This window comes from Sphingomonas sp. Leaf5 (assembly GCF_001421155.1).
In the GTDB taxonomy this organism is placed as follows: Bacteria; Pseudomonadota; Alphaproteobacteria; order Sphingomonadales; family Sphingomonadaceae; genus Sphingomonas.
This window is the reverse complement of record NZ_LMJZ01000021.1, coordinates 83,506-101,415: the sequence shown is the minus strand read 5'-3', so window position 1 is coordinate 101,415 and position 17,910 is coordinate 83,506. Positions and strand designations below refer to the sequence as shown.

Below are 17,910 nucleotides of genomic sequence, written 5' to 3'. Positions count from 1 at the left end.
ACCTACCTTCATGCATCGCAAGAACGCACAATTTTCGTACATAGTGTCGAAAAGGATACCAATGGCGCGCCGGCACAAAGGACATTGCAGCCCGGGCTGTTCGGTCGAGGCGACGCTGTCGCTGATCGATGGCAAATGGAAGGGCGTGATACTTCACCACCTGATGGAGGAGACGATGCGCTTCTCGACCTTCCGGCGGCGGATGCCGAACGTCACCCAGCGCATGCTGACCAATCAGCTGCGCGAGCTCGAGGCCGACGGACTGGTGTCGCGGACGGTCTATGCCGAGGTCCCGCCGCGCGTCGAATATCGCCTGACCGACCTCGGCCGCACGCTGACCCCCGTGATCGAGGCGCTCCGGCAATGGGGCGACGCAAATCCCTGGGTGGGTCAGATCGAGGAAGCGGCCTGATCGCTGCGGGCCGCAACCGACCGTTGCTGCCCCTCCCCTCAACCAGCTTGGAGCGAAACGCGTTCGCGGCTATGATCGCGTTATGTTCCGCGCGACTATTTCCGAACACGAGACCTCGCCACTTGCTTGCGCGCCGTCCGACGCCGGCGATGCGCCCGACTTCGTCTCGGTCGATGTCGAGACGGCATGCGGCCGGGTCAGCAGCATCTGTCAGATCGGCATCGTCGGCTTTCGAGACGGCAAGATCGCCTTCGAATATGAAACACTGGTCGATCCGCGCGACTATTTCAGCAGCTTCAACACGCGCATCCACGGCATCACCGAGGATCATGTCGCGGGCAAGCCATGCTTCGGCGACCTCCACGAAATCATCGACGGGCATCTGACCGGCCGTGTGACGGTCGCCCATAGCTATTTCGACAAGGGCGCACTCAGCGCCGCCTGCCGGGTTCATCAGCGCATGCCGATCGAAGCGACCTGGCTCGACAGCGTTCGCGTCGCCAAGCGTGCCTGGCCGGAACTTGGCAGCCACCGGCTCAACATCGTCTCACGGCATCTCGGCATTCGCCTCAAGCATCACGACGCGCTGAGCGACGCCCGGGCCGCCGGGCTGATCGTGATCAAAGCCAGCGAGGAAACCGGCATCCCGCTCGAGGGCTGGCTGACCGCTCCCAAGCGCGCCTCGGTACAGCCTGCCCCCAAACCGGCACCCGACGGTCCGCTCGCAGGTCAGCGCGTCGCCATTCTCGGCGAGCCGCGCCATGGCGAACTCGCGCACCACATCGCCGCGCAGGGCGGCCGGATCGTCGCGGCGGTCGGCAAAACGACGACGATGCTGGTGGTCTGTGCCGACGATCCGTTCGGCTATTTCCGCTACGATGCGCAGTTCCGGCGAGCCCGTGAGTTGCAGGATTTGGGGCAATCTATCGAGATCCTGAGTGCCGCCGCGCTCGGTGCACGCTACATCGGCCTCTGACAGGCTGGCGCTGCAGCGAAGGGAACGCTGGCGCCAGATCACGAGTTTTCAGCTGGAACTGCCGGAGATGCTGCGGTGATCATGGCGCCATGACTTCTGTCTCATGCCTGCCCGAGCGCCTGACCAGGGCGTGCACTGCCGTCGCGCTGCTGGCGCTATGCCCGGTGTTGGCAGGCTGCGATCGCAAGACGGAAAGCGCGGACGGTAACGTGCAGGTCGCGACGCAAACCGCCGGCAATTCACCCGAGATCGATGCCTATCTCAACCAGTTCAGCGCCGATGATCCCGAGGCCTGTTTCAACGATCCGGCGCTGGTCGACGCATCGTTCAGGTCGCCGGAAACAGCCATTGCTGCGGTCCCGCCGGCACGGGTGATCGTCGCCATCGACGCGTCGGGGTCGATGGCGGGTCGCGTGTCGAGCCGCCAGAAGCTCGAACTCGCCAAGTCAGCCGCCGCGGCGTTCGTCGAGGAACTGCCCGCAACTGCCGATGCAGGCCTGCTGGTGTTCGGACAGGCAGGCAACAACCGCGCCGATGGCAAGGCGCAGTCCTGCGCCGCGGTCGATCTGCCGGTGCCGATGACGCGTGATCGGGCCGCACTGGTTCGCGCGGTCTCGACGATCCGACCGGTGGGTTGGACCCCGCTCGCCGCTGCCCTCAAACGCGCCGAGGTCCTTCTCGCCGCCAATGGCCGTCCCGGCGAGCAGATCATCTATGTCGTGTCCGATGGTCAGGAGACCTGTGGCGGCGATCCGATCGCAGTGGCCCGGTCGATCAACCAGGGTTCGACCAAAGCGATCATCAACATCATCGGCTTCGCGGTTCCCTCCGGCGAGGCTGCTTCGCTCCAAGCGGTCGCGGCCGCCGGCGGCGGCAGGTTCGTCAATGCCGGGACCGATCGCGAAATCGATGCGACCGTTGCGCGGATCCGCGAGGACGGGCGCAAGGCGGCGAACCGCCTGGCGCAGAGTGGCGCGGTTGCGCAGAACAGGATCGCGGCCTCGGGTGCCGCCGCCAAGGCGCGGATTTGCGCCAGCGGCCTGGTCGCGAAGGAGCGGATCGCAGTCAGCGGCGATATCGCGAAGAAGCGCATTGCCGGCAAGGATGTCGCGCTGGAGGAGCGCGCCGAGAAAGTGCTGGCGGAACGCCACGCCGCGCTCGAACGCCGAGCCGCGGCATTCGTCAGCGCAGCGGAGGCCAAAGGCGACCGCGCCAACGAGGCGATCGACAGGAACGCAGCCCTGGCCCGTTGATGGCCGCCGCCCTTCCATCGCCTTGCTGGCCAGTGGAAATTTTGTCCCGCATCCCCATATAAAAGATACATTTTCACCGACAGTCGAGACAAAAGATGGCCAATGGCTGGGCGCCCGATGGCGCCGTTCAGGATCAGATCGAGGACAGCATCCGCGACGCGCTCGACGCCGCGCGCAGCCGCATGCCGACCGGCAAGGGCCTCGAGGAATGCGAGGCCTGCGGCGAGGATATCCCGGAGAAGCGCCGCGCGGCACTGCCCGGCGTGCGCACCTGTGTCACGTGCCAGAGCCAGCGCGACCAGACCCATGTCGCGCACAGTGCGATCAACCGTCGCGGCAGCAAGGACAGCCAGCTGCGATAGTATTTGTTCTCTGTTCGTTCTTGCGATAGTCTCCAGCCAGTTTCACCAACCGCGAGTCGCGTCATGTCCAGACTCCATGCCTGCGCCGCCACGGTCGCCGATCTCACTGCCCGCTTCGGGCTGGAATCCGTCGGCGACACCGTGATCCCGACCGAGACGGTCGAGGGGCTGCCCGGGCTTGCGATCTTCGAGCGCGGCGGCAAGCGGCACCTGCGCAACATGACCTGGGGGTTTCCGCGCTTCACGCGCGCGATGCACACGCGTGGCGAGGAGCCGGGGCGGATCGGGCTGGTCGCCGATCTCACCAATCCGATGTGGGACGAGATGGTGCGCGACACCGTCTATCGCTGCATCATCCCTATCACCCACTTCGGCAATCCCGACGGCGTGCCGGGCGCCAAGACCCGGACCTGGTTCTCGGTCAAGGATCAGCCGGTGATGGCCTGGGCGGGGTTCTGCCGGAATATTCCTGACCATGGCCCGGTCTATGCCGGCATGACGATGACCGCCAATGACGCGATCCCGCCGACCAATGACCGCATGCCCGTGCTGCTCGACGCTTCCGAATATGAGCGCTGGCTGCATGGCACCCCCAAGGACGTGATCTCGTTTCAGTATCGCGAGCCGTTCGCGGCCGAGCGGATGATCGTCACACCGACCGAGGATAAATGGCGCAGCGGCAAAGGCCCGCCGGGCGTAGCCGAGGCCGCCGTCCCGCAACTCGCGCTGATCTGATCAGCCGAGCCCATGAATGCGATGACCGATCTGTTCGGCGGAACGCTGGTCGACGATAACCCCGCCCTGGTACCCGGCCTGAGCAGCGCCCCGGATCTGATCGACGCCGCGACCGAAGCCCGGCTGATCGCGGCGATCGATCGCGAGGCGCTCAGCCCGTTCAAATTCCAGGGCTGGCTCGGCAAGCGCCTGACCACCTCGTTCGGCTTCCACTATGATTTCGAGCGCGGGCATTTCGGCGCGACCGATCCGATCCCCGACTGGCTGGCGCCGATCAAGGCGCGCGCCGCGGCCTTTGCGGGCGTTCCCGACGACGACCTCGTCCAGGCCTTGCTGATCCGTTACGACCCCGGCGCCGGCATCGGCTGGCACAAGGACCGCCCGGTGTTCGAGCATGTCGTCGGCATCTCGCTCGGCGCGCCCGCGACGCTGCGGCTGCGGCGGCGTACCGCCAAGGGGTTCGACCGCGCTTCCGCTCCGCTCGCGCCGCGGTCGATCTATCACCTGACCGGCGAAGTCCGCCACGACTGGGAACACAGTATCGCCGAGATGGATGAGACCCGCTGGTCGATCACCTTCCGCAGCTTTTCCGAAAAGGGTCTGCGCGCGATGCGCTGACGTGCTCCACGCGGTCTCGGGAGCGCATCGCCGATCGTTGCGTTATCCCGACAGACGGGAGCAGCGGCGAGCGCCGGGCCACCGCTCCTCAGGAAAGGACAGAGCATGGCGACCGCTGCCACCGACGCATTGATCATTGCCTGTCCGAATTGTGCGGGTCTCAATCGCGTTCCGCGCGAACGGCTCGGCGGTGGCAATTGCGGCAAATGTCATCAGCCGCTGTTCAGCGCGGCGCCGGTGACCCTGACAACCGCCAATTTCGACGCCCATGCCGGGCGCGCCGACCTGCCGCTGCTGGTCGACTTCTGGGCCAGCTGGTGCGGGCCATGCCGCCAGATGGCGCCTGCGTTCAGCGCCGCCGCGAGACAGCTCGAACCCTATATGCGGCTCGGCAAGCTCGACACCGAGGCCGAGCAGGCAATCGCCGGGCGCTACGCCATCCGTTCGATCCCGACGATGATCCTGTTCCGCAAGGGTCGCGAGATCGCGCGGCAGTCGGGTGCGACGCCCGAGCAGGCGATCGTTAGTTGGGCCCGCACAGCAGTCAGCGGCGGGTGAGCGAAGCCAGGCAGGCGGTTACCCGATCACGCCAGACGGCCGCTATTTCGTAGTGCGCGGCCGATTGTGGCGGCTGAGCAACCCGGCCCTCCCCGCTGCCACGCGCGAGGCGCTGGTCAAGGATCTGATGGCGGCGCGGCGGGCGGTCGGCGTCGCCAAACGCGCCGGGGATCGCGATGCCGAAACCGCCGCGCACGCGGCGGTCGATCGCGCCAAACATGCGCTCGGTGAACGTGGTCCCGTCTGGTGGAACGATGGCGCCCCTGACCTCAACCGTCACATGGCGCGCACGACGCCCTATGCCGACTGGTTCGCGGCCCTGGATTGACCGGGCTTCGCCCGCAACGATTTCAGTGATCGCTATGCCCGGGCCGACCCGCGTCGCTCGCGTCATGATCGTGCGTCCCCACGTGTGGTGCACAGCAGGCACAGCGCTGGGGCGTGCGCTGCCGGGTCTTCGCCGCCAGTGCGCGGCGCTCGGCGCGGTTCATCGGCGGCGCATGGAGTTCGTCGGTGCCGGCCATCAACTCAGCTCCCCGGAAACGTCGGCGGCCGGCGGGATCAGCCGGTCCGCGCGAAGCTGCTCGAACAGATCGGTGAAGGCATCATCGGTCGGCTGATAGGCGCTGAAACCCATCCGCCGGCTTTTGGACATGTCGGTCACGACCTCGATCGGCCGCCCGAGATCGGCATCGGTGTGCCAGGGCGACGCCAGGCGCTGCAGGTCCGGTTCGACCAGACCGTCGCGCTCCGCGATCCGCCGCCAGATCGCGTCATCGCCTGCCAGCTGCTGCTCGAGCGGTCGGAGAGTACCGTCGAACGGCACAGGCTCGATCCCGAACCAGGCGGCAATCCGGCCCCACATCCAGCTCCAGCGGAAAACATCGCCGTTGACGATGTTAAAGTCCTCGTTCGCCGCGGCCGGCGTCGTCGCAGCCCAGAGCAGCTGCCGCGCAAGCTGGCGCGCGTCGGTCATGTCGGTGAGACCGTTCCACTGCGCCGCCGAGCCCGGAAAGGTGAAGGGCCGCCCAGTTTCGCGGCAGATCGTCGCATAGACGGCAAGCGTGGTGCCCATGTTCATGGCGTTACCGACGGCTTTCCCGAGCACGGTGTGGGGACGGTGGACGCTCCAGGTGAAGCCGTCGCGCGCGGCGGCGACGAACACTTCGTCCTCCTGCGCATAATAGAAATTCTCGACGTCGAGCCGGCCCTGGTCCTCGCGAAACGGGGTCTGCGGCAGCGCGCCTTTGCCATAGGCCTCGAACGGCCCGAGATAATGTTTGAGCCCCGTGACCAGAGCGACGTGGCGCGGACCATCGGGCTTGGGCAGCCCATCGAGCAGGTTGCGCACCATCGCAGAGTTGACGCGGATATTCTCGGCCTCGCTTTCTTGGCGCAGCCAGGTCGTGATAAACACGGCGTCGGGCTGGAGTTTGGCCAAGGCCGCTGCGGTCGCCGCAGCGTCCTGCAGGTCGGCAAGCACCGGCTGCACGCCCGCTTGCCCAGTCGCGCGCCGCGCGAGGCCATGGACGTCCCAGCCCTGTTCGAGGAGGAGTTGCGCGGTCGCGCTGCCCACGATGCCGCTCACGCCTGCGACCAATGCTGTCTTTGCCATCATGCTGCTCCGATCCGGGGACCATACGGCAGCCAGGCTGACGGCAAATCCATCTTACTCACCAGGATGAACGGCTGCCGTCGCAGGGCGTTCCGGAACCCCCGACGGCCAATTGCGTGATTTGCAGTCGTCGTGGACGCAGAATGCCCGGCCGTGCGTTGAGACACCAAACCGTCCCACGGAGACCAGAATTCATGATATTCTACCCGACAGAGCGAGCCGGCCGTTGACCGCACCGAGCGCCACCGGTGCCGTTCGCACCGTCGTACTTCCGGGTGGAGAAGAGGTCCCCTGCCTGGGACAGGGCACCTGGATGATGGGCGAACGCAAGGATCGTCGCGAAGCGGAAATCGCCGCGCTGCGCACGGGCATCGACCTCGGCATGACCCTGATCGACACCGCGGAAATGTATGGCGAGGGCGCAAGCGAGACGCTGATCGGCGAAGCGATCGCCGGACGCCGCGATGACCTGTTCCTGGTGAGCAAGGCCTATCCCCAGAACGCCTCGCTTGCCCGGCTCCCGCGGTCCTGCGAAGCCAGCCTCAAACGGCTCGGGACTGACCGGCTCGATCTCTATCTGCTGCACTGGCGCGGCAATGTGCCCCTCGCCGAGACCGTGGAAGCGATGGAGGCCCTGCAGTGTGCCGGCAAAATCCGCCACTGGGGCGTCAGCAATCTCGACACCGACGATATGGAGCAACTGGTCGAGGCCGGCAGATCGGCCTGCGTCACCGACCAGATCCTCTACAATCTCACCCGGCGCGGGCCGGAGCATGACTTGCTGCCCTGGCTGGCCGAGCAGGGCATGACGGCGATGGCCTATAGCCCGGTCGAACAGGGCCGCCTGATCGGCAACCGCAAGCTCGCCGCGCTGGCCGCGGACATGGGTGTAACGGCGGCGCAGCTGGCGCTTGCATGGACCCTGCGCCAGCCCGGCATGATCGCAATCCCGAAGGCGGCCACCGCCGACCATGTCCGCGAGAACCGCGCCGCAGCCGATCTCGTGTTGACCCCGGACATCCTTGCCCAGCTCGATGCGGCGTTTCCTGCGCCGCGCGAGCGGCGGCCGCTGGAAATGCTCTAGCCAGCGGGGCGACAGCCACGCCGTCGGTCGTCGCGGCGCCTGGCACGGTCGATCAGCCGGCTGGTTTGCGGCGTTTCCGCTTGGGTTTGTCTGCAAGCTCGATCCACACCGGCGCATGATCGCTGGTCTTCTCATAGCCGCGGACATGCATGTCGACCTGCGCATCGACGAGCCGGTCGGCGAGCGTGGGGCTGAGCAGCAGATGGTCGATACGGAGACCCGCATTGCGAGCATAGGCGTTCCGGAAATAGTCCCAGAAGGTATAGATGGTCTCGTCGGGATGGATGGTGCGCAGCGCGTCGGTCCAGCCCTGCCCGGTCAGGCGGAAGAACGCCTCGCGCACTTCGGGCGCGAACAAAGCATCGTCGAGCCAGCGCTCGGGTTTGTAGACATCGCTTTCGGTCGGCATGACGTTGAAGTCGCCGAGCAGCAGCACCGGCAGGCCGCTCTCGAGCAGCCCGGCGGCATGCGCGATCAGCGCCTCGAACCATTTGAGCTTATAGTCGAACTTGGGTCCGGGCCGCGGATTGCCGTTGGGCAGGTAGAGCCCGCCGATCAGGATGCCGTTGACTGCCGCCTCGATATAGCGGCTCTGCGACGGATCGGGATCGTTCGGCAGGCCGCGCCGGGTCTCGTGGATTTCGCCGACCCGGCTGAGCAGCGCAACGCCGTTCCAGCTTTTCTGACCGTGCCAGATCGCATCATAGCCAAGGTCGCGGATCGCGGCTTCCGGGAACTTCTCCTGCGGCGCTTTCAGCTCCTGCAGCACGACGATATCGGGTGCGGATTCCTCGAGCCAGCGCAGCAGCACCGGGAGCCGGCCATTGACCCCGTTCACATTGTACGTGGCGATCTTCACAGGTCGGGCAGCACCTGATCGGCGCGTCCCCAGCCGGCCAGTGCCTTCGAACCGGCGCGTTTCACCAGATCTTTGGCGTCGCCGATGTGGAAGTGGTTGGGCGCGTCGATCGTTTCCATTTCCTTCCAGGTTATCGGCGCTGCCAAGGGCGCTTCAGGACGCGCGCGCACGGCATAGGGCATGACCGCGGTCGCGCCGCGCTGGTTGCGCAGATAATCGACGAAGATGCGGCCCTTGCGCTGCGCCTTGGGCAGCGCGGCGGTGAAATTGGCGGGATCGCTCTGCGCCACCGCCTGCGCGAGGCGATGCGCGAAGTCCTTGACCTCGGGCCATTCGGCCTGCGGCACCAGCGGGGCGATGACGTGCACGCCCTTGCCGCCGGTCACCATCGGGAAGGTCTCCAGCCCGATCGATTTGAGGATATCGCGGAAGTGGAAGGCGGCGGTGCGCACCGCCTCGAAGTCGAGCCCTTCGTCGGGATCGAGATCGAACACCAGCCGGTCGGCTTTCTCTACATCCTCGATCCGGGCACCCCAGCCATGAAACTCGATCGTGCCCATCTGCACGCAGGTCAGCAGCCCGTCGGCGGTGTCGACGAACAGATAGGGCTCGTCATGCCCGTCTTTTTCGCGGATTGGGACATGCTTGACGGTGTCGCCGAAGCTGCCGGCGTCATGCTTCTGGAAGAAGCATTTCTTGGCGCGACCCTGTGGGCAGCGCACGAGACTGATCGGACGGCTGCTGACCCAGGGCAGCATCACGGGAGCGACGGCTGCATAATAATCGGCGAGCTGGCCCTTGGTGATCTGGCTTTCGGGGAAGATCACGCGCTCGCGGTTGCTGACCTTGACCTTGCTGACGGCTGGCGCCGCGATCTCGGCAACCGGCTGCTCGGCCTCCAGTACCACCGCCTCGGGCTTCTTGTCGTCGCGCAGGCCGAGATAGGAGGGATGCCGAAGCGTCCCCTCATTGGTCATCTCGGTATAGGCGATCTCTGCCACCAGCTTGGGCTTGAGCCAATGCGCGCCGCGGACCTCGGCGCGCGGCGCCTTGACGGTCGCGTCCTTCTGCGCGAGCGGCTCCATAATCTCCATCAGGCGAAACAATTCGGCAGTGTTGAAGCCGGTGCCGACCTTGCCGGCATAGCGCAGCACACCATCGTCATGGATGCCGAGGATCAGCGAGCGGAAGGCGCGCGACTTGTCGGACGGGGTCCAGCCGACCACCACGAATTCCTGACGCTTGATGCACTTGGTCTTGAGCCAGCCGCCCGAGCGCGAGCCGATGTAGCGGCCATCAGCTTTCTTGGAGATCACCCCTTCGAGCCCGGCGTCGCAGAAACTGTGGAGCAGCTTCTCGCCATTGCCCTCGATATGCTCGGAGTAGCGGATGCGCGACGAGCCCTCGGGAAGAATCGCGCGCAGCATCGCCTTGCGTTCGGTCAGCGGCAGGCCGGTCAGATCCTCGCCGTCCAACTGAAGCAGATCGAAGGCGATGAAATCGATCGTTCCCGGCGCACCCTTCAACGCCCCCTGCAAACCCTGGAAGCTCGACCGTCCGGCTTCGTCCATCACGACGGCCTCGCCGTCGAGCAGCGCCGAACGCACATCGAGCGTCGCGGCCTGGTCGACGATCCCGGCGAACTTCTCCGACCAGTCCAGCCCCGAGCGGGTATAGGCGCGCGCCGCGCCGCCACCGACCGCGACGAGCAGGCGGTAGCCGTCATATTTCATCTCGTGGAGCCAGCGGTCGCCGGCGGGCACGCTGTACAATAGGGTCGCGAGCTGGACCGGCTGGAAGGGCGGCGGTTTCAGCGCAGGCGCCGACTTGCTCCGCGCCGGTGCGCGCTTGCCCGCTGCCGACTTGCCTGCTGCGGACTTACCTGTTGCCCGGCCTGGTGGTGCGACGGTCGCCATCTTTCATAGACTCATGCCCGGCAGACTCGTTCCGGCGCACGTCCGACTCGTCTCGCCGCTCCGCGTTCGAAATCGGCACGTCCCGTGCAACGCGCAAGGACAACGCAGCGTTCTCCCCTCACGAACAAGAGGAGGATGAGATGGCCGACAACAAGACTTTGCGCGGACCGCAGGACAGCAGCCGGATCGCAATGGGTGAGGACTATGAAGTCGAATATTGGACCGACAAGTTCGGCGTCAGCCGTGACGAACTGCAGAAAGCGGTCGATGCGGTCGGCAACGGCGCCGACGCCGTCGAAGCGCATCTGAAGACCTGAGCCTGCCGGGGGCGGTTCAGGAAGAATATCGACTGTCCTCCACGCCTGCGCACCCTCTCCAAGCGGCTCACTACCGCTCCGTCCGCTGCCCTGTTCCGACATTTCGACGTGCCGGCAAATCTGATAGCATCGCCCGCATGTGCAATCTCTACACGGTCAGGAAATCGGCGGCGGAGGTCGCGGCGCATTTCGGGGTCAGCGACCCGATGGCGTCAAATGCGCCCGAAGAGGTCTATCCCGGAACCCCGGGCTATGTCGTGCGCGAGGAAGCCGGTGCCCGGGTGATGCAGTCGATGACCTGGGGCTTTCCGCTGCGCCTGAAAGGCATGTCGCCCACAGCCAAGCCAACGCCGGTCAACAACATCGCCGACCTGCAGAGACCGATGTGGAAAGGCCTCGCTGCCAAGCCCAACTGGCGCTGCCTGATTCCGGTCACGCAGTTTGCCGAGGCCGAAGGACCCAAGGGCTCGAAAACCCGGACCTGGTTCTCGGTCACCGACCAGCCGATCTTTGCCTGGGCAGGACTGTGGCGCCTCTCCGACGAGTGGGGCCCGGTCTATTCGGGCGTGATGACCGACTGCAACGAGGCAATCCGCCCGGTCCATGACCGGATGCCGGTGCTGCTGCATGCCGATGAATGGGATCAGTGGCTGCACGGAAGTTTCGACGAGGCGCTGTCGTTCCAGTCGCGCTGCTTTCCCGACCATCTGATCGCGATGGAGCGGACCGACGAGCTCTGGGTCAAGCGCAAGCCGGTGGCGGTCGTCGACGCGCCGCCCGCGCTGCTGTGACGCCCGATCAGGAGCGGATGGCGGAAGCTCTGGCGGTCGAGCGTATCTATGGCGCGCATGCACCCCGCCATGTCGCTGAGCGGATCGGCGCGCTGGCGCTCGCGCAGGACGTGGCCGGCATCGCACGCTGGAAGGAGATCGCGGTGCGGCTTGACCAGTTGACCAAGGCCCGCCAGCCCGCAGCCAATTGATAGGCACGGCTCCCCCCCCCCCTCGCCGGTCACGCACCCTGAAGTGAGCGGGTCACTTGCGACACCCGCCTCACCCAAGTCATGCGGCGAACTCGGTCGTCTCATCCAGACGTCGGACGACGACCTCCATGCTCAACGCGCGCCGGGGACCGCTCCATGATGGAAACAGTCGATCAGCATCTCGGTCAGCACACGGATCTTGCGCGAGGGATGCTGGCCTGGCGGGCGCACCACGAAGATGCCGGCGGGCGGCGGCGGAAACCGGGACATCACCTCGACCAGCGCACCCGATGCGATGTACGCGTCGGTCAGCCCATTGGGCACACGCGCGATCCCAAGGCCCACCAGCGCGGCCGCAACCAGCGCAACGCCATTGTCGGCCTTGAACCGGCCCTGCGGCCGGATCGTGCCGACGGTGTCGCCGTCCTGATATTGCCAAGCCTCGGTCCCTTGCATGAGCGCGTCGTGCGCGAGCATCTCATCCGGTGTCTCGGGCGCGCCACGCGCCGCGATATAGGTGGGGCTCGCGACAAACTTGCCGAACAGCGGGCCGACCCGCTTGGCGACCAGATTGCTGTCCTCAAGCGTCCCGACGCGAATAGCGCAGTCATAGCCCTCGGCGACGAGATCGACGAAGCGGTCGCTGTAGCAGGTGTGGATGTGGAGTTGGGGATAGCGCAGCGCCATGTCGGCGAGCACCGGCGCGAAATGAGTCGGTCCGAACGACAGCGGCGCGGCCAGCCTTAGCCTTCCCCGCAGTTCGCCTTCCGGGGCGATCGCCTCCTTGGCCACATCGATCTCGGCGACGACGCGCGCTGCATAGTCGCGAAAGCTCGTTCCTGCTTCGGTCAGCGCCGCGCCGCGGGTGGTGCGTGCCAGCAGTTGGACGCCGAGGTCGGCTTCGAGGCGCAGCAGTCGGCGGCTGACGATCGACTTCGAGACGCCGAGCCGGCGCGCGGCAGGCGAGACGCCGCCGGCGTCAGCAACCTCGACAAAGGTCCGCAGCTCCTCGATCTCCATCAGGCGTTCCTCGATCCGCGACACGGCGTCGCGTCCCGGATGTCTACCGCATCGGTTTCAGCGACGGCAAGACGAGACCGACGGTGTGACTGTCCCACGCACGCGTCCCCGAGAACGTCCGCAATCGCAGAAAAAGAGGATGATCATGACCTTCCGCAACGGCCTGAACTCACTTCTTCGTCCCGAAGACTCGGTGCTTCTCCTCATCGACCACCAGCCCTACCAGCTGTCCAATCTGAACAGCCACGACCCGCAGGCAGTGGTGAACAACACCACCGCGCTGGCCAAGCTCGCCAAGGCCTTCAACGTGCCGACAATCCTGACCAGCGTCATCGCCGCTCGCGGCGGCAAGCTGTTCAAGCAACTGACCGACGTGTTTCCCGGGCAGGAGGTGATCGACCGCACTTTCATCAACACGTGGGAAGACAAGCCGACCGTCGACGCGGTCAAGGCGACCGGCCGCAAGCAGCTGATCATCGCCGGCCTGTGGACCGAAGTCTGTGTCGCGATGCCGGCGATCCAGGCGGCGGGCGAAGGCTGGGATGTGACGGTCGTGACCGATGCGTCGGGCGGCACTTCGCTCGAGGCGCACGAGGTCGCGATTCAACGGATGATCGCCGCCGGGGTCAACATGATGACCTGGATCGCGGTCGGCTCCGAATGGCAGCGCGACTGGGCGCGGCTCGAAACCGCCGCGCTGCTGCCAGACATTCTTATAGATCACTGCGCCGGTAGCGGCATTGCCTACATGTGGGAGCAGCAGCTTCTCAATACGCCGGTCGGCGCCGCCGAATAGTGCAAGGGTGACGGGGCCGGACAGCGGCATCGCTACCGGACCCCGTCACCTGCTTCATGCCTCGGGCGGATCGAGAAAGACGTAGAGCGCCTGGATCAGCCCATTTTCGATGTGCGCGACATCGAGGCCAGTGACGGCGACAGGACCATCGGGCGGACCGGCACGCCACGGCAGGCGCCCGACACCGTGATGGCCGATCGCCGGGCGCACCGCAGTAAAGCTGAAGTCCGGCGGCAGCGTCGCGAGCAGCGCGCCGACTGCGTCATTGATGGCGTCGTGACCCTGGACCGGGCGGTCGGGCTCGTACAGCACCGCATCCGCGGCGTAGAGCCTGCGTATCGCGACGTGCCGTACGGCCGGATCGCGTTCGCCGAACACCTCGCCGAGGTTGGCCTGCATGAGCGCATCATAATCGGTATCCATCGGACTTCCTTTTCGTACAGGGCCACACACTTGCGCGCACGTTGGCGTGAGACGCAGCACGCTGCCCGCTATGATGCCAGCTCGAACGCCCGGCCTGTAGTGGCCAGCTGCGCGCTGCTGCGTCGCAGGATGCGGAACGTCGGATCAGGAACGCCAGCATCGCCAGCCTGCGTTGCGCAATCCGCGACACGGCGTGGCAGATGCCGGCACTTCGGAAGCGCGATCACGAACATTAGCTACGCCAATGCAGGTGACCCGCCCTCGCTCGCACTCAGCGGGCCGGCAGGGATCGCCACTCCAACCACGATATAGAGAGCGCAAAGCGATGATCGAACTGAATGGAAAGCGGGCTTTGGTGACCGGCGGCTCGCGCGGCATAGGCGCGGCGATTGCCGTGGCCCTGGCCGAAAATAGTGCCGACGTCGCCTTCACCTATCAGCAGTCGGCGGCGAGAGCCGGTGCAGTGGTCGAGTCGATCGAGAAGCTCGGACGGCGCGCCATTGCCATCCAGGCAGACAGCGCCGACCCCGAGGCCATCACACGCTCGGTGAGCGAAGCGGTCGCCGCACTTGGAGGGCTCGACATCCTCGTCAACAGCGCGGCGGTCGGCCATATGGGAACGATCGCTGACCGCGATCCCGCGGACTATCAGCGGGTGATGGACGTCAATGTTCGTGCGCCGGTCCTCTTCGCAAAGGCGGCGATCCCGCATCTGGGCAGTGGAGGCCGGATCGTGACGATCGGCTCGGCGCTCGGCGAACGCGTGCCCTTCCCCGGGATCACGCTCTACGCCATGTCGAAAGCGGCACTCACTTCGTTCACGCGCGGCCTGTCGCGCGAACTGGGTCCGAGCGGCATCACCGTCAATCTGGTGCAGCCGGGTGCGACCGACACAGAGTCCAATCCGGCGGACGGCGACGCAGCCGCGTTCCAGGCGAGCCTGACCTCGCTCGGACGCCATGGCGAGCCACGCGAGGTCGCGAACGCTGTGGTGTTTCTGGCGAGTCCGGCGGCGAGCGTCATTACCGGAGCGACGCTCACGGCAGACGCTGGCGCAATCGCCTGATCGGCGGCGGCCCGGTGTTCCGCAAGTTCGGGAGACGCGTAATGTACGCGATCGGCGATCTCGAGGCCGGGGCCGACCAGCGGTCCTGCAGCTCCACGTCCGACTTCGCGTATCAAAGGGCGAACAGGCGGTGACATCGAGCCCGGCCGCGGATTTCGATCTCTTATGCATCTAGGAGATGTCGGTCTCAGCAACCGACGCATCGCGATGATCGCAAGGGAGTGTTACGAACGCCCTGGCAAAGCGGTGAGCCATTCAGTGTCGGTTGGGCCCCTCGCCTCGCCGATCCCAAGCAACCACTCAGGCGCCGCCGCGACCCTATACGCGGCGGCGCTATTTTTAAGACCTGCTGGACCGCGCCGAGTGTTCGGCCTCACCCGTAAAAGCTGCGGGGCGCCGGTTTTTCCTCGGGAAGCTCGGTGATCCCTTCATTCTCGGAAAATCGTGGTGAGTAGCGTTCCCGTGGGGTCTGCCAGCGGCGGATGAAGTCGAGTGGATCCTGCGAGCCGAGAAAATCACGCGCCAGCGCCAGACGCTCTGTTACCGCTTCGCGCTCTCCGTCCGGCAAGGTCGCCGCGCGCGCCTCAACACCGGCGAGGAAGCGCTCGATGCCAATCAACTCAGTCCAGCGCTCGATGACAGTATCGAGGTCGGACCGGCTGTCCTTGATCGACTGAAAAATGCGCCGGCGATCTTCATCCCGGCGCCGGATGTCTTCCTGACGCTCATATTCCTGCCGCCTCAATTCTGCCTGCCGGTCGGCCTCTTCGAGCCGGGCAACCATCTCGGGAGCGAATGCTTCGATCTCTTCGACGATCGACTTCACCTTAGGCCGCAGCGATGCGGTCTTGGTTTCATCCCAATGCTTCTTCCAGTCGACTCGTGCGTAGGGCGAATAGGCGACGATGCGCATCCGTCCCGACGGAAGGTCGCGGTTCGTGGTCCAGGTGCGGTCCTCATAATAGGAACGGCGTGGCGGGACGTAATCAGCGTCGGGAATATATTTGCCGTTGACGTATCGCAGCACGGTGTTGGCCGACATCTCGATAACCGCAAGACCGATCGCAACGGTGCCGATGAACACGACGGTCGGTCGCCATGGAGACCAGAGACCGGAATACTCCCAGCGGTCGCGCGGTTTCGATGGGACTTCACGTTCCTCGACCAAGCCCCGTCTGAACTCACTGTCATTGGGCGCGATCACGGCACGGTGGCCTATCGAATCAAAGGCGTTGAAGAGATCATTGGCCAGCTCGAGTGCCTTCTCCACGCCGGTCTTCGACGACAACACATCGACCGTCAGCTTTTTATAGGGCTTGAGGTAGGCGCCATCGTCGATCGGGCGGCTGTGCTCGAGATGCCCGCGTGCGCCGCGGATCAGGCCGTGGATAGCGGTGCGCGCGATCCTAATCTTTTTCTCAGGCGCACGCTTGGCCGGCGCGACCGGCTTTTGCCGGGGTACCCGCGGCGCCATGCCCTCCTTAGTCCATTCGAGCGCGTCGCCAGGCTGTGCCGGGGGTAACGGCGTCTGGGGTGGGGCTTTGCCCACCTCCATCTTCGCCCAATAGCCAAGGCCCGGACGCGGGACGTTGAGCAGCTTGCATATGCGGGCGAGATAGCTGTCCGAAACCTCGAACCGCTTGGCGAGTCTCGTCATCGGCTCCGACCAGACAAGTCGGTAGAGTTCTTCACGCGAAACCACATTGCCCCCCTGAGGAAATTGCCGCGGCGGCATTCCTGCTGAAGAGACGCGCGGAGGGACGAATTCCGCGTCTCACCTTCCGGAACGGCAAATGGCGCGTCACCGCAGCTTCCAAACAGCGGAGGCTAAAACCGGGTCGAACGAAAGGTCGGATGGTCAGTCAGCAGGCGGTCGCCAGCGCGCTCCATCTTCCGCCGATGCGTTGAGCCTTTCGAGGAGGAGCCTGATTTCCCTACTCTCGTCCTTGAACAGATTTCGGACTTCGTCCACGAAGGGGAGCCAGCGACACCATCGGAAAATCTGGACTTTTCCCCGTCCGGGGTCCCGCAATCTCGCGGTGACCTTTGGGCGATTTGCGGTGTCTGCGGCCGACGATCGATCGAACCCGGAAATGCTTCGTCACATAAAGCTGAACCGGCGTTCAGCATCGGGTAATCTCGCATACGGCACGGTCCGTCGGCCCAAGTCCACGGACCCGAACCCGTGCCAGATCGTTCTTCCAACGACGGACGATCGCCATGAGTCGGTAGCCATGGCGGCATTGGAGAAACTGATGTTGCTGCACCCTGCCCCCCGTGCCCGCCTGCGCGCGATCGGCACGACCCTTGTCGGAGCGTTGGCACTGGCCGCCTGCGCGACGCCGACCCCGTATCAGCCGGCCTCCGGCTCCGGCTTCTATCGCAACGGCTATAGCGACCAGCAGATCGAGCCGAACCGCTATCAGGTGAGCTTCTCCGGCAACAGCCTGACCTCACGCGAGACAGTCGAGCGGTATCTGCTGTACCGCGCCGCGCAGCTGACGCTGGAGCGGGGCTATGATTATTTCCTGATGGCCGATCGCGACACCAATTTGCGCAGCCGGACTTTTTCGACGCCGGGCGTTGGCGGGTTTGGCGGCTGGGGCGGTGGTTTCGGATGGGGCGGCTGGGGTCCGGCATGGCGCTATCGCAGCCCGGCGTTCGGCTGGCGCGCATGGGACCCGTTCTGGGGCGATCCGTTCTTCGACCGCTCGGTCGATATCCGCACCGTCGACAAATATGAGGCGATGGCGGAAATCGTGCTGGGCAAGGGTCCCAAGCCCGCGAACAACGTCCGCGCCTTCGACGCGCGGGCGGTGTTGCAGAGCCTCGGGCCGAGCGTGATGGAGCCCGAACCGCGGCGGTAACGCTGCGATACGGGTAGAAACAGGAAGGCCGCCGTTCCCATGGGGACGGCG

At 65.5% G+C, this 17,910-nt stretch carries 21 protein-coding genes and 1 pseudogene; 16 read left to right on the top strand and 6 right to left on the bottom strand.

Going from position 1 to position 17,910, the window contains the following annotated elements; translation table 11 throughout:
• Nucleotides 1-61 precede the first annotated feature (61 nt).
• From ASE50_RS14005 to ASE50_RS13970, 8 genes are all read left to right on the top strand, one after another.
• Nucleotides 62-412 carry a winged helix-turn-helix transcriptional regulator gene (locus tag ASE50_RS14005; protein ID WP_056401689.1) on the top strand — a complete coding sequence of 117 codons (351 nt, stop codon included), beginning with the start codon at nt 62-64 and terminating at the stop codon, nt 410-412.
• Nucleotides 413-494: 82 nt separating this feature from the next.
• The gene (locus ASE50_RS14000) at nt 495-1,388 is read left to right on the top strand and encodes an exonuclease domain-containing protein (RefSeq protein ID WP_235512351.1); all 894 of its coding nucleotides are present in this window, start codon (nt 495-497) and stop codon (nt 1,386-1,388) included.
• A gap of 89 nt (nt 1,389-1,477) precedes the next feature.
• A complete protein-coding gene (locus tag ASE50_RS13995; RefSeq protein ID WP_082439025.1) occupies nt 1,478-2,641 on the top strand; it encodes a vWA domain-containing protein in 1,164 nt (387 codons plus the stop codon).
• 95 nt (nt 2,642-2,736) lie between these two features.
• Entirely contained in the window at nt 2,737-3,003 is a 267-nt protein-coding gene (locus tag ASE50_RS13990; RefSeq protein ID WP_056401685.1) for a DksA/TraR family C4-type zinc finger protein, read from the top strand.
• Nucleotides 3,004-3,066: 63 nt separating this feature from the next.
• Entirely contained in the window at nt 3,067-3,738 is a 672-nt protein-coding gene (locus ASE50_RS13985; RefSeq protein ID WP_056401682.1) for an SOS response-associated peptidase family protein, read from the top strand.
• 12 nt (nt 3,739-3,750) lie between these two features.
• Nucleotides 3,751-4,356, top strand: coding sequence for an alpha-ketoglutarate-dependent dioxygenase AlkB (locus ASE50_RS13980; RefSeq protein ID WP_056401680.1), 606 nt, complete (start codon nt 3,751-3,753; stop codon nt 4,354-4,356).
• A gap of 105 nt (nt 4,357-4,461) precedes the next feature.
• Nucleotides 4,462-4,914, top strand: coding sequence for a thioredoxin TrxC (trxC, locus tag ASE50_RS13975; RefSeq protein WP_056401674.1), 453 nt, complete (start codon nt 4,462-4,464; stop codon nt 4,912-4,914).
• 52 nt (nt 4,915-4,966) lie between these two features.
• Entirely contained in the window at nt 4,967-5,242 is a 276-nt protein-coding gene (locus tag ASE50_RS13970; RefSeq protein ID WP_235512349.1) for a hypothetical protein, read from the top strand.
• 195 nt (nt 5,243-5,437) lie between these two features.
• On the opposite strand, the gene ASE50_RS13965 is transcribed toward ASE50_RS13970, so the two are convergent.
• Nucleotides 5,438-6,529 carry an SDR family oxidoreductase gene (locus ASE50_RS13965; RefSeq protein WP_056402010.1) on the bottom strand — a complete coding sequence of 364 codons (1,092 nt, stop codon included), beginning with the start codon at nt 6,527-6,529 and terminating at the stop codon, nt 5,438-5,440.
• Nucleotides 6,530-6,824: 295 nt separating this feature from the next.
• Here ASE50_RS13965 and ASE50_RS13960 point away from each other — a divergent pair, with 295 nt between their 5' ends.
• Nucleotides 6,825-7,613, top strand: coding sequence for an aldo/keto reductase (locus tag ASE50_RS13960; protein ID WP_268794939.1), 789 nt, complete (start codon nt 6,825-6,827; stop codon nt 7,611-7,613).
• 52 nt (nt 7,614-7,665) lie between these two features.
• Here the strand turns inward: ASE50_RS13960 and xth are convergent, their stop codons facing one another.
• Nucleotides 7,666-8,472, bottom strand: a complete 807-nt coding sequence (xth, locus tag ASE50_RS13955; protein ID WP_056401667.1) for an exodeoxyribonuclease III — start codon at nt 8,470-8,472, stop codon at nt 7,666-7,668.
• Nucleotides 8,469-10,388 (bottom strand): DNA ligase D, encoded by a 1,920-nt coding sequence (ligD, locus tag ASE50_RS13950; RefSeq protein ID WP_056401664.1) that lies wholly within the window; start codon nt 10,386-10,388, stop codon nt 8,469-8,471. The genes xth and ligD overlap by 4 nt, the downstream gene beginning before the upstream one ends.
• 140 nt (nt 10,389-10,528) lie before the next feature.
• On the opposite strand from ligD, the gene ASE50_RS18340 reads away from it, so the two are divergent.
• From ASE50_RS18340 to ASE50_RS19280, 3 genes are all read left to right on the top strand, one after another.
• Nucleotides 10,529-10,705 carry a DUF3606 domain-containing protein gene (locus ASE50_RS18340; RefSeq protein ID WP_082439023.1) on the top strand — a complete coding sequence of 59 codons (177 nt, stop codon included), beginning with the start codon at nt 10,529-10,531 and terminating at the stop codon, nt 10,703-10,705.
• A 137-nt stretch (nt 10,706-10,842) separates the two neighbouring features.
• Nucleotides 10,843-11,496 carry an SOS response-associated peptidase gene (locus tag ASE50_RS13945; protein WP_056401661.1) on the top strand — a complete coding sequence of 218 codons (654 nt, stop codon included), beginning with the start codon at nt 10,843-10,845 and terminating at the stop codon, nt 11,494-11,496.
• Nucleotides 11,497-11,513: 17 nt separating this feature from the next.
• Nucleotides 11,514-11,687 (top strand): DUF6961 family protein, encoded by a 174-nt coding sequence (locus tag ASE50_RS19280; RefSeq protein WP_200909551.1) that lies wholly within the window; start codon nt 11,514-11,516, stop codon nt 11,685-11,687.
• Nucleotides 11,688-11,819: 132 nt separating this feature from the next.
• Here the strand turns inward: ASE50_RS19280 and ASE50_RS13940 are convergent, their stop codons facing one another.
• Nucleotides 11,820-12,731, bottom strand: coding sequence for a LysR family transcriptional regulator (locus ASE50_RS13940; RefSeq protein WP_200909550.1), 912 nt, complete (start codon nt 12,729-12,731; stop codon nt 11,820-11,822).
• 121 nt (nt 12,732-12,852) lie between these two features.
• On the opposite strand from ASE50_RS13940, the gene ASE50_RS13935 reads away from it, so the two are divergent.
• Complete coding sequence (locus ASE50_RS13935) at nt 12,853-13,503, top strand: hydrolase (protein ID WP_056402004.1); 651 nt, start codon at nt 12,853-12,855, stop codon at nt 13,501-13,503.
• Between the two features lie 54 nt (nt 13,504-13,557).
• Here ASE50_RS13935 and ASE50_RS13930 read toward each other — a convergent pair whose 3' ends face one another.
• On the bottom strand, nt 13,558-13,926 hold the full coding sequence (locus ASE50_RS13930; protein WP_056401658.1) for a nuclear transport factor 2 family protein: 369 nt from the start codon (nt 13,924-13,926) through the stop codon (nt 13,558-13,560).
• A 325-nt stretch (nt 13,927-14,251) separates the two neighbouring features.
• Between ASE50_RS13930 and ASE50_RS13925 the strand changes: the two genes are divergently transcribed.
• Together ASE50_RS13925 and ASE50_RS19760 are read left to right on the top strand one after the other, a co-directional pair.
• Entirely contained in the window at nt 14,252-14,992 is a 741-nt protein-coding gene (locus ASE50_RS13925; RefSeq protein WP_056401656.1) for an SDR family NAD(P)-dependent oxidoreductase, read from the top strand.
• A pseudogene (locus ASE50_RS19760) lies at nt 14,980-15,105 on the top strand (DNA-binding protein); the annotation flags it as partial. The gene ASE50_RS13925 and the pseudogene ASE50_RS19760, both read left to right, overlap by 13 nt.
• Before the next feature lie 260 nt (nt 15,106-15,365).
• Here ASE50_RS19760 and ASE50_RS13920 read toward each other — a convergent pair.
• Nucleotides 15,366-16,694, bottom strand: coding sequence for a hypothetical protein (locus ASE50_RS13920; protein ID WP_156347475.1), 1,329 nt, complete (start codon nt 16,692-16,694; stop codon nt 15,366-15,368).
• Between the two features lie 553 nt (nt 16,695-17,247).
• Here ASE50_RS13920 and ASE50_RS13915 point away from each other — a divergent pair.
• Nucleotides 17,248-17,859: a CC0125/CC1285 family lipoprotein gene (locus ASE50_RS13915; protein ID WP_235512347.1), complete on the top strand. Its 612-nt coding sequence runs from the start codon at nt 17,248-17,250 to the stop codon at nt 17,857-17,859.
• Nucleotides 17,860-17,910: the final 51 nt, after the last annotated feature.